Origin of the sequence: Psychromonas sp. (genome assembly GCF_041586535.1) — a bacterium.
In the GTDB taxonomy this organism is placed as follows: Bacteria; Pseudomonadota; Gammaproteobacteria; order Enterobacterales; family Psychromonadaceae; genus Psychromonas.
In genome coordinates this window covers 16,875-32,398 of sequence record NZ_JBFGZY010000024.1, presented here as the reverse complement: position 1 = coordinate 32,398, position 15,524 = coordinate 16,875, and the positions used below count along the sequence as shown (strand labels likewise).

Below are 15,524 nucleotides of genomic sequence, written 5' to 3'. Positions count from 1 at the left end.
ACTTATATCGAGCAACAAAATAGACCTAAGTAACGTTAATGCTTCGCATCAATGATTTTCATCACCGCCATGAATGACGGTGTTTTTCATCTAAATGGATAAAAACAATCAATTATCAGTTATACCAAATCCGATAATTATCTATTCATTTATGCTGGTTAAAATGAATGCTAGCTTCGTTATTAATTTTATAATTAGAGCAACTAGTTACTGCAATTAATGCCTTGCTTTCATCCATTTTCCCTACGCCTAAATAGATCATCTAATTAACGGAATTGGTATTATACCTAAACTGGCCAGCTTAAGGTCGGCAACAGGCTTTTTAATTCTTTTGGCTACCACAACAAAACGCAACTCACTATTTCTGATAGTTCTGGTAAATGGGTAGCAGGTGATCAGCGTGAGTAACTCCTGATCAGTTACATCCAATACTGACAGGTCGCTTTCATGCACAATTTTGGTCGCTATCACCTGATAATAAAGTTGTGCATCAGGATAAGCATTTAAAGTTAAAATACTGTCGGTTTGAAGCTCTTTAAGCAGTTTAAAATGGGTGTCATTATGCGCCACAATCACACTGTTGCCGCCTTCTCCAAAAGACGAGCTTGCCACCATCCAGGCGGGTGCAAAGGCTAAATTATTACCCGTCGCGCCGGACAAAATAATTAACGGCGCCTGACCGGCAATAGACAACTGCGCGATGGGCGATCCATCTGCCCATGGCCAGGCTTTATGCGCTTGACCGTCTAACTGAAAACGCGCCCAGGCAAAGGTTAACAGTTGCTGCGCAACAATGGCTTTGCCCTGCAGATAAATGCCCCGGGCAAAAAATGAACATGCCAGCAGCATAATCAACAGCAATATTTTATGAAACCGGCCTACCCTTCTCCAGCTGCTTTCGGATGATCTGAGAAGACCGTATTCCGGAAAACTTAATGCACTCATTTTATTTTCTCCCATTACTTGATATCTGTTTGTTTATAAAAAAATGGCGCTCAATAAGCCAACATAGTGCCGCGCAGAGAAGCAGCCAAAAGCCGATTTTTTTGTATAAATCACTGGCCATTCCGGTTTGCGGTAAACGCATGGTATTACCCTGCGGCAGAGGGGTTTTAATTTGTTGGTCACTGCTGCTTTGTAAGGCCGGACGAGTTACTTTTTGTTCAACGGCAAGCAAACTGGTGTGGCGGGTGACAATATGAAAATCCAGGCCCAGTCGGGTTATTTTCTCCTGCCGCAACAGTGGTGCAATCTCCCGGTCAAGGTCAATACTGTCTATCTGCTCTTTGGCCCAAACAATATCTATTCCCTTTTTAGGCAGTACCTCTTGCTGCTTAGGTATGTTTTCAAAAGAGATGCTTTGCTGCCAGGGTGAGGCTACACCATTCTCATATCTGCTTGCGCTGATCAGCAGCCCCTTTTTATCCGCCGGTATCTTCATCACAATTTGTAACGGCTCTCCCTGATAAAGATCTTTAACCGGGCGCGGCCAATAATCGGCTTTACTGCCATCGGCCCATTTGATATTGATATCGCTTAGGGTTGGATTGGCAATTTGCTCAAATAAAGCAGCAATTTTAACCTCTACCTGGTTAACATCACCGATATGGGTATAACTGCCCCTGCCCATAATCGCGCTGCTTTTCATAAAATAATGATTTGGCGCAGCACCGATTCCCACCATAAATAAACGGCTATGGTGCAGTTGTTTATTGATTTGTGTTAATAATGATTCCTCATTACTGATACTGGCATCGGTGATCAAAACAACCTGCCGTAAGCCCTTCTCCGGGTTTGGATAAAGTGTTCTTTTCCCCTGCAGAGCATCGCTTAAAGCGGCCTGCATATTAGTCCCCCCCGAAGCCTTTAACTGTCTTATAAAATCCTTCGCCATCGCTTTACTACGCGGGTCAACCGGTAGGGAGTTTTGTGCAAAAAACTCACTGTTATCGTTAAAGACAATGATATTAAAAGTATCCTGTTCATCGAGTTGCTCAATGGCAAAACGTAATGCGGATTTTGCCTGCCTGATAGAGGTGCCGGCCATGGAGCCGGAAATATCCAGTACAAAGATCACCTCTTTGTTAATACGCGTTATGTTTGAAAACTCAGACGCCGGCGGCATCAGCAACAATAATCCATAGAGCTCCCGGCTTTCCTCTGTCTGCTCAATAAACAAAGCACTCTCAGTCTGCTGCGTTTGTTGAATCTGCCAATTTAAAACAAAATCCCGATCAGCTAGAACAGCAGAATCTGCCAAAGTGATAGTCTGAGAGGTAGGACTTGCAATGTTTACTGCTATTTGATGGTAAGGGCTGTGAACATCGTTAATTGGCAGCGCTGCATGCAGTTCAATGCGCATCTCCATTAACATAGTGTTTTGTAAAAGCGGATCATTTGTAATTATAGTGTTGCTCTGCCGTGCTAATTGCGCTGCCTGATCTGCAGCCAACCATTGTTGCCATTGTCTCTCCCAGCGTGCTTTTTCCTCTGCTGTTTTAGCTGCGCTGTTTTCTGCATTGTGCGTATTGGACAGAAAAGCCTGCCGTTCATTTTTTATTAATGGAGACACCGGAGGTGCATAACGCGGAGTAATGACCATGGGAAAATGTAAACTAAAAACACCGGCTTTGAATAAAACGCTCTGCTGATATTCAATTTCTATTGACACTTTTTCACCGGGTGCAATATTAGCAACCTGATTAGTAAAAATATTATTACGCTGCTGGTCGATTAAGGCTGCTTTTTTACCCTGCACTTTGGCATCAGCAAAGGCTTTTTGCGCAGCCTGCTTCTCTTTAATTTCACCAATAATAATGCGCTGCCCGATCTTCATACGCAGATGATCAACGGCTGCGTTTTCCGGCAGCGGAAACAGATAACTGGCATTAATCCAATTTTCACTATTATTTTCAAAAACCTGTAATACCTTCACACGGTTTATAAGGCCATTAACATGCATCTCAACCTGAGTGTTTAATAAAGGTACGCTGACATTTTCGCCCTGGTCATTTTCATAAAACAGCCCGTAATCGGCTTGATTATTTGTTAACTGCCCGGCATTCAAATGACTGCACAGTAATAACATTAAGGGCAATAGCAGTCTGCTAAAAAACTGCTGATTACTGCCTGTATTGATTAAACTTGCGGATGTGAACAGATACATAAAACCTCCTTTATTTTATGGCGCAGATTAAAATTCGATAACCGCAGAACTCAATTCAAAAGACTGTTGTTGTTCAAAACCTCTCTGCGGTTTCACCTGCAGCGCGGCAAACTCTGTTGAAGGGGTTATTTTTTGCTCACCAACATCCGGTCTATGCAATTGTTTTTCAATCATTTCAGCTGGTAAAAGATTCGCCTGCGCACGCTGCTCAAGAACTTGCAGGTCACTGATAAATAACTTATTTGCGACTGGTTTCAGAAGGTATTCATTATTCTGATAAACGCTGTTTTGTGCAGCTAACTCAATACCAGCGGCATAATCCAACAATGTCATTAAGCTCCAGCTGACAGCTGAAGCAAATACAATGCTAAGCGAGGATTTTTGTACAATAGAATGGTATTTGTTTTTCATTATCTTTATCCCTTTAGATGCTTAAAAATCATTTTTACTAAGCTTATTTAAGCAAACCCTTATGGCTTTTTAAGGGATAAAAAAAGGCAAAGCAGTGATCAATTATGTTCAAAAAATGGCAATCACAGCTTCGCCCTTCTACCTGGGCATTTTTTCTATATACTTAGTTTTCCCGAAACAGATCACCAAGATAAAAATATGAAACGCATTGCTATCGTTGAAGACGAAAAATCAATCAGAGAAAATTATGCAGATTTAATGAAAAAGCATGGTTATCAGGTGAATACCTATGCGGATCGGCTTACCGCCATCGCCGCCTTTGAAATCGCGTTGCCGGATTTAGCCATTATTGATATTGGCCTGGGCAATGAATACGACGGCGGTTTTCTGCTTTGTCAGGCTTTACGCCAGCTGTCTTTAAGCGTCCCGATTATTTTTTTAACCGCCCGGGATAATGATTTTGATACCATTTCAGGATTGCGTCTGGGTGCTGATGATTATCTAAGTAAAGATATAGGTCTTGAGCACCTGATGGTACGGATCAGCGCCCTGTTCCGGCGCGTTGATTTACTGCAGAAACCCACGGATCACAGCAGCATATTAGAACGTGGTTGCCTGACCATTGACAATGATAAAATGCAGATTTTCTGGGCAAAGCAACTATTAGATTTTACCGTAACGGAATTCTGGATTGTCCATGCCCTGGCGAGCCGTGCCGGTATCGTACGCAGCAGACAGCAGTTAATGCAGGATGCAAGCATGGTTGTTGATGACAATACCATCACCTCACATATCAAACGCATCCGTAAAAAATTCCTCAGCGTAGATGCCCATTTTAATGAGATCACCGCGGTATACGGCATGGGCTACCGTTGGGATATTTCCCAGGCAGAGAACTCGTGAAAAAACGCCGCATCGGTTTACGGGCAAAAATTATTCTTCTGTCAAGCTCGCTACTGATACTGCCCTGGCTGGGTTATCAATATGTCTGGGAGATGGAAAACTTCCTGCGGCAGGGCCAGGAGCAGAGCCTGATCGGCACCACACGCGCTTTGGCATCAGTCTTACATGAACGCACGGAGCTGTTCAATGAGCAGGCCAGTTTTCTGGACGACGTGGATAGCGGTAAAGATTTATATGCTTATGATCTTAAACAAGCGATTAATCTCGACGGTTTGTTAAGTGACTGGCATAGAAGTGCGTATCAGGATGTTTTTTACGGTCAGGACTATGTACGTTTTCAAAGTGACAAAAATAGCCCAAATCCAATCTCATTTAACCATATGGTCGGCAAATATAATGGCTATTTGTACGCTTACTTACAGGTAAATGATAAGAGCCCCGTATTCAGAGAGAGTGATTCATCAATCCCGGAGCAGAATGATCATCTGATTATCGCACTATCCACTCCGCAAGGTTTTTTCCAGCGTTACCTTATCGCGGTTGATAAAGAAGGTTGGTTTAATGCTTATTTAATGTCGGACTCGGACAATATTAATCAACTGCAACGTGAAAAACGTATTCAGGGATTTTGGAAATTAACCGCGACGGGCTACACCATTGAGTTCCGCCTGCCGCTTACCATGCTCGGCAATAAATTAGGTTTTTCGCTGCACAGCGTATCAGATCCTAAAACACGCCGGGTAGATAATATTATTGCGACTTCTAATACCCTGAATTTAGCGCAACTTGGTACGGTATTAGTCCCTTCACCGGAAATAGAGCACATTGTACAAGGGATGAGTCATAGCAAATCCCGGATCTGGGTGGTTGATCGCCACCAGCGTGTAATAGCCAAATCAGGCAATATTCACCAGGCAGACGGTGTCTGGACAGGCACTCAAGATCAGGAAAATCCACCGGATTCACTATGGGGAAAGTTACAGACACAACTGCTTGCCCCTCTCTATGATCTTGTTTTATCTCAGCCGCCTGCAGAGTTTATCGATGAACTGCAGGACGCAACGCGTTTAAATAGCAGCTTTATCAAACGGGCCCTGGAGGGGCAGTTACAATCAAGCTGGCGTTTCAGCAAAGACAATAAAGCGATTATTCTGTCTGCGGCACATCCGATTATGCTTGGTCCTCAGGTGATGGGGATAGTGGTTGCTGAAGAAACCACTAATGGCATCCGAATGTTACGTAACAAAGCGCTGGAGAAACTGTTTAATGTATTAATCAGCATTATTTTTGTTGCTACTTTATTACTGTTTATCTTTACCTCGAATATCGCACGGCGTATTCGCAAATTGCGCGATCAGGCTAATAAAGCGATTGATGATCAGGGACGGATTTCAGCTTCTTTTATTCCTTCTTCTTCTTCGGATGAGATTGGCGATCTGTCGCGCAGCTTGTCAGACATGGTCACCCGTCTCGGACAATATCATCACTATTTAGAGCAACTTTCCTCTCGCTTATCCCATGAGCTACGCACACCTGTTGCAGTGGTACGTTCATCCTTAGAAAATTTATCTTTATTGCCACAAAATGATGATAATAAAAAATATATCGAACGCTCTCTGCAGGGGATAAACCGTCTTAACCGCATTTTAACCAGTATGAGTGAAGCAACCCGTATCGAGCAAAGCCTGCAGGATAATGAAAAGCAGACCATTATCTTAAATGATCTGTTATCCAGCTGCGTGCAGGGATACCAGATGACCTACAGCAATTTTGATTTTCAGCTGACAAGCCTTTCCCGGCCGTTAACTGTCGATGCAGATCCGGATTTAATCGTACAGCTTCTGGATAAGTTGATTGCTAATGCGATGGAATTTAGTGCCCCACAAGACGCCATTGAAATTACACTTACAGCACAAGCTGATTTTGCCCTGCTGGTGGTCAGTAATGTCGGTCCCTTGTTACCGGAAAATATGGCGGATCAGCTGTTAAATTCCATGGTTTCTGTTCGCAGCGGTAATACTCAGGATAAAGTCCATCTCGGTTTAGGTTTGTTTATTGCAAAAATGATCTGTGAATTTCATCTGGGAGACATAAAGATTCACAACCGCCGGGATCATTTGGGCGTTGAAGGTATGGTGCGTTTGCCCCTGATCAAATCATAGAGATGAGATTCTGGTAAATGCTTTTTTGTTTGTTTCACAAAGTTCGCAGGCCCAGGCCTCAGGTAGTTGCATAAATGGCGTGCCGGCGGCGATACCGATATGCGGTTGCCCCACCGCCTCATGATACTGAGTTAAACAGTTTGGGCACTGGTATATATACATCTCCTCTTCGGTATCAACACTGGCTTTTAGTGCCTGCATTACAACAACCTTTTCTCTCGAGCTATGCAGAAAGAACATTTTTCTAAGAGAATATAAAGAGTCCAGCAGTTGCTCAAAACTCAGCTCGATGCCGTCGCAGATAAATAAGCAGCGGCGATAGTCGAAGTCTTCTTTGTGAAAAAGTTGATAAGTGTATTTATCTGCCTGCTTATGTGTGTTAATGATAATTTGTGCGCCACACTCAAATTCAGCAGGATCAAGTGCAATATACAATCCCAGGAAGGAGAGCCCTCCTGCATGTAAGCGCTGAATTATCTTCTCTTTTATATGAACTAACTCCCGCTTTTCAGCAGGCACCATCCAGGAAAGATCCTGCTCTGAGTGGCGCAAAGTAATATTGTGCCTGCCGATTAGATTTTGCCATTCAAAACAAAGATTCTCTTCAATATGTTTAAGCAGCAAAGACCGTCCTGCAGTCAGATAAATTCTTTCAAGTCCCTGCTTGCTGGAAAGCTCGCAGAGTTCACTAATAAAGATTGGATCCCAAATCTTGTGGTTAGAAAAAATATTCAGTGAAAACTTGCCATTTTTCATTTGCTGAAAACCTTCATAATCACTGGGATGTCTGGCATGAAGTTCCAGCTCCGGCAGCTGCTTTTCAATAATCAGCTGTTTGCTTAAAAGTGCCATAATTTTTTCCGCATCCAGCAAAGCGTCAGGTAGATATTGGTCATCTATCAGTTTTATTACCTGGTGAACCTGATTACTCCTGAATAAAAAAGGCAGCAGTTGGCGCTGATTACTAACATTTACAACAAGATGCCAGTAGCCTTCTTCCTCGGCTGTGATGAAGTTTAATTGCCCCGAAAATATCGGAAACAGGCTTTGTTCCCGGGAGCACAAATTGACTTTGAGTTTCCCGGATGAGTGAATTTGGGTAAGAATTTCAAGGTAGGTATCATTGCAGTAAGCCCAGTCATTATTTTCACCCAACCCACCGGCGGCGTGAGAGCAGACAATGTTATTAGTGTGGTTGTAGTAATCTTCACTCACGATAGAACCGCTTAGTTTCTGCAGCTCACTGTGTTTAAAAGAAACATCCGGGATAATGATATTTTGTCTTTGCCCCAGATATAATCCATGGTTTTTAGCTGCACCGGCACAATGCAGCAGATCTTTCGGAGTATAAAAACCACCGGGACTATTGATAAGGGTTGCTGATTTCATGACTTGACTGCTCCACTGAGATCCAGAATTCTTTTCACTTCAGGCCGGCATGAACCGCATCCTGTTCCTGCATTACTTAGCCTGCAAAGTTGATCAAAGTCGTTACAACCATCTGCAATATATTTTTCGATATTACCCGCACCGACATTATTACAGGAGCAGATAATTGGGCCGACTGGCGCTTCGATCGGCTTGCCCGGACCTTTAAGAAGCTGGTACCTTTTATCTCCAAGCTCAAGCTGTTCTTCGATTAATGTTTTGAATTCGGCAAATTCACTTTTATCACCAATTAGTATCGCGCCGATCAGGCGGTCGTGGTGGAGAATGCATTTTTTGTAATAGCGCATCTGTCTGTCGAGCAGGATTATTTCCTGATAACTATCGCCAGAAGGTTTACTGGTGATACCCAAACTGCACAACTGCAGATCTTTTATTTTAAGAATATTGAAACTCAAGGAATGATCGTAACATGACCAGATATTGCCGTTGAGATAATCAGCTGCAACACGGGCCTGATCCTGAGCAGCAGGTGTAGTGCCGTAAGTTTTTTTGCGATGCTCAGCAATCTCACCAATCACGAAAATATCCCTATCGGAACTCTGCATGTGATCATTAACGATTAATCCGCGGTTGAATTTCAGGTTACATTGTTCTCCGAGTTCGGTATTCGGCTTAATCCCGGCGGCAAAGAAAAGCGCATCAATTTTAAGCTTCCGGCCACTATTGAGGGTGACAGATTGTAGTTTATCTGCGCCGCTAATCGTGCTGACCTCATCGTTATAAATAATATTGATGCCGCGCTCGATTATTTCTTCATGAAGCAGTTGACTGCCAAGTTCGTCGAGTTGCGCGCGCATCAGGCGGGAAGAGCGCTGGATAATACTTACATCGACACCCATTGAGCGTAGTGAACCGGCCAGCTCCAACCCGAGTAAACCGCCGCCGATAATCAGCGCCCGTCCTCCATGTTGAAGATATGCGCGAATATTGTCGGCATCACTGCGCGTGCGTAGCCCGAAAACCCCCTGCATATTGCGGGGAATATTCATGGTTATCATCGGGCGACTGCCGGTGGCCAGAATCAACTTGTCGTAGTTATGGCTTTTCCCGTGCTGATCTGTGATGGTCTTTTCTGCACGGTTGATTTTTGTAATCGCATTACCCTGATGAAAGACTATATTGAGGCGTTCAAGTTCAGCTTTTTCACTGCTCTTAATATCTTGCCATTGTTTTTCCTGATTGATGTATTCCGGAAGCAGCACCCGGTTATAAAAGAGCAGCGGCTCCTTGGCAAAAACATGAATTTCATCTTCTTTATTTTTATCCCGATAGGCATTAATAAATTCCAAACTGGCAGCTCCGGCACCGACCAGAATGATTTTTTTCCCGGGGAGAATGATTTTCTCCACTCTGCCTGCTGAGAATTTAAACTCCGGTTGTTTGGAAAGCGGGTCCCTATTCATGCTGGTGAGATTATTCGCCCGGGCTTTTGATGAGCTGAGAATTAGCCCCCAGTGCATCGGCAGAAAGAGGCAACCCGGTTTAATGGTGTCGGTTATCTGTACTTCAACAAGGACACTGGACCGGCAGCTGGAAACCTTGGCCAGTTCGCCATGCCTTAAATGCAGGCGCTTGGCATCGTCGGGATGTATTTCTACAAATGGTCGTTTGATATGCTGTTTAAGTTTGTTAACTTTTCCGGTGCGCGTCATGGTGTGCCATTGATCGCGAATGCGCCCGGTTGTTATTATGAAGGGATATTCTTTACTGATGCTTTCCGCTGTATTTTCAGGAGCGATCTGAAAAACCTGTGCATTTTGCGATGCTGTCCAGTACCTGCCATCTTCAAAAAGACGTTTGCTTCCGGGGTGATTGAGATCCGGACAAGGCCACTGAATATTATTTTTTTTCAGACGCTGATAAGTAATACCACTGATATCAATGTTTGTCCCTTTAGTCAGTGCACGGTGCTCATTGAAAATATCTTCCGGCCAGCGGTAAGAGAACTGTTTGCCGAATCCCATCTCCCTGGCAAAACGTATGAATATTTCGGAATCAGGCAGCGCCTCGCCGGGTGCATCGACGACTTTAGGTAAATAAGAAAGATGACGATCGGAATTGGTCATAACACCCTCTTTTTCCAGCCAACCGGCGGCGGGAAGAATGACATCAGCATAAGCTAATGTATCGGAGCGGTTGGAGATTTCCGAGACCATCACAAATTTTGCTTTTTTGAAAGCCGCATCTACCCTGTCTGAACTGGGTAAACTGACCGCCGGATTGGTACATACGATCCACACCGCTTTTAAACGGCTATCTTCAAGCGCTTCGACCATTTCAGTGGCGCTGTATCCCGGTCGGTCGGAAAGCGTTTTTACCCCCCAAAAATCAGCAACTTCACGAATATGATCCGGGTTGTCAAGATTTCTATGCGCGGCCAGCATGGTCGCCATACCGCCAACTTCACGACCGCCCATGGCATTACCCTGACCGGTAAGTGAAAATGGCCCGCATCCCGGTTTGCCGATACGACCGGTAATTAAGCTTAAATTGATTAAGGCAAGGTTTTTATTAACCCCGATAGAGCTTTGGTTCAGCCCCATTGCCCACATAGTCAGCAGCGTTTCGGACTGGCCGATCATATCAGCGGCTAGTATGATATCTGCATACTTTATTTCACACTTTTGTGCTGCCTGGTGCAGGTCGATGCTCTGTAAATACGCTTTAAGCTCCTCAAAGCCATCGACATGCTGCTCCATAAAGCTCTGATCTGCATAACCTTTCGCAAAGATCAGCGCAGCAATAGCATTATAAAGATAGATATCAGTACCGGGCTTAATCTGCAGGTGAAGATCGGCCATCTCTGCCGTTTGTGTTCGCCGGGGATCAACGCAAATAATTTTTACGTCCGGATTTTCCGCTTTATGGGCCTCTATTCGCCTGAAAATAATCGGGTGACACCAGGCGGGATTGGCGCCGGCAATAAAAAACAGCGAGCATGCTTCAATATCCTCGTAGCTGATCGGAGGGGCGTCTTCGCCAAGCGCTTTTTTATAGCTGGCAACAGCGGTGCTCATACATAAACGGGAGTTGGTGTCGATATTATTGGTGCCTAAAAAACCCTTACACAGTTTATTGGCAAGATAATACTCTTCGGTCAACATCTGCCCGGAAACATACAGGCCAACAGAATCTGCACCATATTTGTTAATTAAGGTTTTAAATACAGCCGCCGAGCGCTTTATGGCATCTTCCCATGAAACCTCATGGCGCGGAAGATGACGGGCATATCTCATCTGCGGCTTGAGGATACGGTCACTATGATCGCTGACAACGTGATGTAAATTCAGTCCCTTACTGCACAGCATCCCTCTGCTCGCCGGGGTATTTGGGTTCCCTTCAAGGGTCAGTCGACCATCATCAGTTCGGGTGATGGTTACCCCGCATCCGACCCCACAATAGGAACAAGTACTGTTAAATGTCTTTTTCATATATGCCCCCAATCGCTATTGCAGTATAACTCTGACAATTTTGCAGTGGAACATCCCCCCGATCGCTGTGATTGCAAAGCTGAGCTTATATCGCAACTTCCAGAAACACCTTGCCATCTTCAACTTTTACCGGGTAAGTAGTGATATTGCCGACATCCCCTTCGTTGACCAGTTGACCGCTTGTTAAAGAGAAGCTGTTTTTGTGCATAGGACAGGTGACCTTCGGATCACCCTCTTTATCGCCTACGATACCGCGAGAAAGAACCATACGCTTGTCATGCGGGCAAAGGTTCTGTACTGCGTACCATCGGTTATTGTCCGAAAGGTTAAAAACGGCAATTTGCAGCCCCTTAACTTTTACGCAGGAGCCCAGGTCTTTAGCAAAGTTTTCTACTGCACCAACATTAATCCATTCTCTGTTCATAATATTATCTCTATCATTTTGTTGAGCTTGTATTCCCTGTATCAGGAACTCCAGTTCGTATCGCTTAATGATTAACTCTGCTAAGGCTTTTCACTGTGCTGAAGCGGACGGATCTGCAGCCGCTCTCTGGTGAACTGCACAGTTTCATCGAGATCATCTGAGTTTACAAAATGTTTGAAGCGTTTCAGTTTCTCCGGATCGTTGAGGACATTTGTCCATTCGCATTCGTAAGTATTAACAACGTGCTGCATTTGTGCTTCAAGCTCACTATTAATGCCAAGTGAATCATTGATAACGACGTCTTTAACATGCGCCAACCCTCCCGGAAGTTTGGTCATCCAGGTGGAGGTCCGCTGCAGCCGGTCAGCTGTCTTAATGTAGTACATCAGAAAGCGATCTATGTATTTGATCAGCGTTTCTTTATCCAGATCAGAAGCAAAGAGATCTGCGTGACGCGGTTTGATACCACCATTTCCGCAAATATAAAGGTTCCAACCTTTATCTGTCGCAATCACTCCAAAGTCTTTACATTGTGCTTCCGCACATTCCCGGGTACAGCCGCTGACAGCTCCTTTTATTTTATGGGGAGAGCGCAGCCCCCGATAGCGTAATTCAAGTTCAATCGCCAAACTGGTACTGTCCTGCACTCCATAACGACACCAGGTAGAGCCAACGCAAGATTTAACGGTTCGCAGGGATTTACCGTAGGCATGACCGGATTCAAAGCCCGCATCTATCAGGATTTTCCAGATTTGCGGAAGCTGATCCAGACGAGCACCGAGCAGATCAATACGCTGACCACCGGTAATTTTGGTATAAAGATCGAATTTTTTGCCAACTTCAGCAATCACCATCAACATATCCGGGGTAATTTCTCCGCCGGGAATACCGGGGATCACTGAGTATGTACCATCCTGCTGAATATTGGCCAGAAAGGCATCATTTGTATCCTGCAGAGAAGCGTGATCGAGAATAGGTTCACTGAAAACAGTAGCAAAAATAGAAGCAGCTGCAGGTTTGCAGATTTCGCAGCCAGCTCCTTTTCCGTGTTTTGCAATCAACTCAGCAAAGGTTTTGATACCCGTTGCACGAACAACCTGATACATCTCTTCGCGACTCAGTTCAAAGTGTTCGCAGAGCGCATTACTTACTTCAATACCATCCTGAGCCATTTTATATTTAAACAGATCGGTGAGCATGGGGATACAACCACCACAGCCGGTACCGGCTTTGGTGAAAGACTTAATCTCACTTACCGAGTTACAGGCATGATTTTCAATTGCGTCGAGAATATCGCCTTTAGTCACATTTTCACAAGAGCATATATGTGCGGTATCGGGCAGATCACCAATACCAATACCGCTTTCAGCATCATCATTTTTGGGAAGAATAAGACTCATCGGATCATCCGGAAGCTTCATATTATTCTGGCAGATTTGCAGCAGATTACCGTATTCATTTGCATCTCCAACAAGCACACCACCAAGAAGCCTTTTGCCATCTTCTGAGATAACCAGCTTCTTATAAACTCCTGTATGGGGATTATTTAATGCGATATCCTTGCAGAGCTTGTCCTTCGGCTCGATATCACCAAAGCTGGCAACATCTGTACCCATTAACTTGAGTTTGGTGGACATATCGGCGCCGGTAAATGATGCACTTTTATTGCCTACAAGCTGTTCAGCGACGGCGTCAGCCATATTAAAACCGGGCGCAACAAGGCCATAAATAATATCACCATAAAGTACACATTCACCAATGGCATAAATATCCGGATCAGAAGTCTTCAGTGATGAGTTAACCAGAATTCCCCCTCGCTCTCCGACCGTCAGGCCACTTTCTCTGGCCAGGTCATCACGCGGGCGAATCCCTGCGGAGATAATAATCATATCTGTTTGTATTACGCTGCCATCGACAAATTCCATTGCCGTCACGCTTGTTTCACCGATAATTTTTTTGGTATTTTTGTTTAAATTGACGCGCATCCCCTGCGCTTCAATAAGTTGTTTGAGCATTTCTCCGCCCGCGTCATCAACCTGCCGGGGCATAAGCCTTGGTGCAAACTCGATAACATCCGTTTGCAGCCCTAGCTCCTGAGCTGCTTTTGCCGCTTCAAGACCAAGTAACCCGCCACCGATCACCGCACATGTTTTACAATTTTTAGCGTAAGCAATAATTTCTTCCAGATCTTCAATGGTGCGATAGACAAAAACACCTTCCTTATCGATCCCCGGAACAGGGGGAACAAAAACACTTGAACCAGTAGCCATAACAATTTTGTCATAGCTTAGAGTTCTGCCTTTTTCTGATGTGACTGTTTTTTTATCGCGATCAATACTGATAACTTTGTCTTGCAGATAAATATCGATGTCACGTTCTTTGTACCAGTTGATACTGGCCATACTGAGCTCTTCGGCTGTTTTTCCTTCGAAATAAGCAGACAGGTGTACTCGGTCATAGGCGGGTCGGGGCTCTTCACAGAATGTGATAATTTTGAACTTTTTTTGCGTGTCTTTATCACTCAGACGTTCACAAAACTTATAACCGACCATACCGTTTCCGATGACAATGATATTCTGCTGGTTCATTATTTGCTCCCTTACTTCAAAACGCACATTTTTTGAGTATAGCCACTAAAGCGGAAATTTTTATCTTATTTGATAAAATAACGCAGCTTTTTGCTCAACTATTTGGGTGGAAAATTATGAACCTGTTGTTCAGCCTTAGATAGTTAACCTCAGTTCTGGATAATGAAATCGTAATTTAATAAACATTTCAATTGTAGAAGCTTTGACTAATCAGAAGGAATGACTAAATTAAAAGCTATTGATATGTATTTAAAAGCGGGCTTAAGACTCATCCCTTTGCTCACTCGTGACGTGAATCTAACCCGCTTCCAAACAGAGGTAGTTATATATGCAGAAAATCATCGTCCCCATAGATTTTTCCACAGGTACAGAACAAATAGTTAAACAAGCCTCGAAAATGGCAAAAGCATTTTCCGGTATTATTTACCTTGTGCATGTAGAGCAGCCTATTAAAGATAGCAGCGGCAGAGATAATGGTGAGCCGATTGATGAAATGGCTAATGATTATCCTGATGAAACAGAAAAATTGAAGACCCTTGCCGAGCAGGTGCGAGGTGAGGACATTGAAACACATGCTATTTTTATCGAAGGGGTTCCCGCTTTATCGATACTTGATTTGGCAGAAAAGATGGATGCAGATTTAATTGTAATGGGAACGCATGGGCATGGCCTGGTCAGCGGTTTGTTGCTTGGCGGTGTAAGTCAAGCCATTATCAAGAAGGCTGATTGTCCCGTTTTGTTAGTGCCGAGCAGAGATTCTTAGGGCCTGTTGACCTTTTTGATGCGGTTGAGAAAAGAGTCCATTGCGCATGATGCTCTGAGCAACCTTGCTGCTTAAAATAAATAATAACAAGACATTGCTAACCTCAATCACTGATCGAAATGTGAAGTGAAACCTCTTCATAAAAAAAATATCACCATAAACTATCTTTCGTTTAAGCATTTACGAAAATTCAATCTATTATTAGGAGGATTATTAACGTCCTCATA

The 15,524-nt window shown here is 44.0% G+C and carries 10 protein-coding genes; 3 read left to right on the top strand and 7 right to left on the bottom strand.

The window, feature by feature from the left end:
* Nucleotides 1-258: 258 nt before the first annotated feature.
* From ABZA00_RS04530 to ABZA00_RS04520, 3 genes are read right to left on the bottom strand one after another with little or no spacing between them, the layout of a single operon-like run.
* Nucleotides 259-945 (bottom strand): class GN sortase, encoded by a 687-nt coding sequence (locus ABZA00_RS04530; protein WP_372880951.1) that lies wholly within the window; start codon nt 943-945, stop codon nt 259-261.
* Nucleotide 946: 1 nt separating this feature from the next.
* Nucleotides 947-3,166, bottom strand: a complete 2,220-nt coding sequence (locus ABZA00_RS04525) for a marine proteobacterial sortase target protein (RefSeq protein WP_372880950.1) — start codon at nt 3,164-3,166, stop codon at nt 947-949.
* Between the two features lie 27 nt (nt 3,167-3,193).
* Nucleotides 3,194-3,577: a hypothetical protein gene (locus tag ABZA00_RS04520; RefSeq protein ID WP_372880949.1), complete on the bottom strand. Its 384-nt coding sequence runs from the start codon at nt 3,575-3,577 to the stop codon at nt 3,194-3,196.
* A gap of 198 nt (nt 3,578-3,775) precedes the next feature.
* On the opposite strand from ABZA00_RS04520, the gene pdsR reads away from it, so the two are divergent.
* Together pdsR and pdsS are read left to right on the top strand one after the other, a co-directional pair.
* Nucleotides 3,776-4,480: a proteobacterial dedicated sortase system response regulator gene (gene pdsR, locus ABZA00_RS04515; RefSeq protein ID WP_372880948.1), complete on the top strand. Its 705-nt coding sequence runs from the start codon at nt 3,776-3,778 to the stop codon at nt 4,478-4,480.
* Nucleotides 4,477-6,642: a proteobacterial dedicated sortase system histidine kinase gene (gene pdsS, locus ABZA00_RS04510; RefSeq protein WP_372880947.1), complete on the top strand. Its 2,166-nt coding sequence runs from the start codon at nt 4,477-4,479 to the stop codon at nt 6,640-6,642. Before pdsR ends, pdsS begins: the two co-directional genes overlap by 4 nt.
* Here the strand turns inward: pdsS and ABZA00_RS04505 are convergent.
* From ABZA00_RS04505 to nirB, 4 genes are all read right to left on the bottom strand, one after another.
* Nucleotides 6,637-8,031, bottom strand: coding sequence for a rubredoxin (locus ABZA00_RS04505; RefSeq protein ID WP_372880946.1), 1,395 nt, complete (start codon nt 8,029-8,031; stop codon nt 6,637-6,639). The two genes, pdsS and ABZA00_RS04505, sit on opposite strands and share 6 nt — an antisense overlap.
* Nucleotides 8,028-11,522 (bottom strand): molybdopterin-dependent oxidoreductase, encoded by a 3,495-nt coding sequence (locus ABZA00_RS04500; RefSeq protein WP_372880945.1) that lies wholly within the window; start codon nt 11,520-11,522, stop codon nt 8,028-8,030. The genes ABZA00_RS04505 and ABZA00_RS04500 overlap by 4 nt, the downstream gene beginning before the upstream one ends.
* An 85-nt stretch (nt 11,523-11,607) precedes the next feature.
* On the bottom strand, nt 11,608-11,946 hold the full coding sequence (gene nirD, locus ABZA00_RS04495; RefSeq protein ID WP_372880944.1) for a nitrite reductase small subunit NirD: 339 nt from the start codon (nt 11,944-11,946) through the stop codon (nt 11,608-11,610).
* A gap of 80 nt (nt 11,947-12,026) precedes the next feature.
* The gene (gene nirB, locus ABZA00_RS04490) at nt 12,027-14,534 is read right to left on the bottom strand and encodes a nitrite reductase large subunit NirB (protein WP_372880943.1); all 2,508 of its coding nucleotides are present in this window, start codon (nt 14,532-14,534) and stop codon (nt 12,027-12,029) included.
* A 328-nt stretch (nt 14,535-14,862) separates the two neighbouring features.
* Between nirB and ABZA00_RS04485 the strand changes: the two genes are divergently transcribed.
* On the top strand, nt 14,863-15,297 hold the full coding sequence (locus ABZA00_RS04485) for a universal stress protein (RefSeq protein ID WP_372880942.1): 435 nt from the start codon (nt 14,863-14,865) through the stop codon (nt 15,295-15,297).
* Nucleotides 15,298-15,524: the final 227 nt, after the last annotated feature.

Excerpts from the sequence above, each read along its gene's own strand:
- ABZA00_RS04530 (WP_372880951.1), bottom strand. The coding sequence starts at position 945 with ATGAGTGCATTAAGTTTTCCGGAATACGGTCTTCTCAGATCATCCGAA.
- ABZA00_RS04525 (WP_372880950.1), bottom strand. The coding sequence starts at position 3,166 with ATGTATCTGTTCACATCCGCAAGTTTAATCAATACAGGCAGTAATCAG.
- ABZA00_RS04520 (WP_372880949.1), bottom strand. The coding sequence starts at position 3,577 with ATGAAAAACAAATACCATTCTATTGTACAAAAATCCTCGCTTAGCATT.
- pdsR (WP_372880948.1), top strand. The coding sequence starts at position 3,776 with ATGAAACGCATTGCTATCGTTGAAGACGAAAAATCAATCAGAGAAAAT.
- ABZA00_RS04505 (WP_372880946.1), bottom strand. The coding sequence starts at position 8,031 with ATGAAATCAGCAACCCTTATCAATAGTCCCGGTGGTTTTTATACTCCG.
- ABZA00_RS04500 (WP_372880945.1), bottom strand. The coding sequence starts at position 11,522 with ATGAAAAAGACATTTAACAGTACTTGTTCCTATTGTGGGGTCGGATGC.
- nirD (WP_372880944.1), bottom strand. The coding sequence starts at position 11,946 with ATGAACAGAGAATGGATTAATGTTGGTGCAGTAGAAAACTTTGCTAAA.
- nirB (WP_372880943.1), bottom strand. The coding sequence starts at position 14,534 with ATGAACCAGCAGAATATCATTGTCATCGGAAACGGTATGGTCGGTTAT.
- ABZA00_RS04485 (WP_372880942.1), top strand. The coding sequence starts at position 14,863 with ATGCAGAAAATCATCGTCCCCATAGATTTTTCCACAGGTACAGAACAA.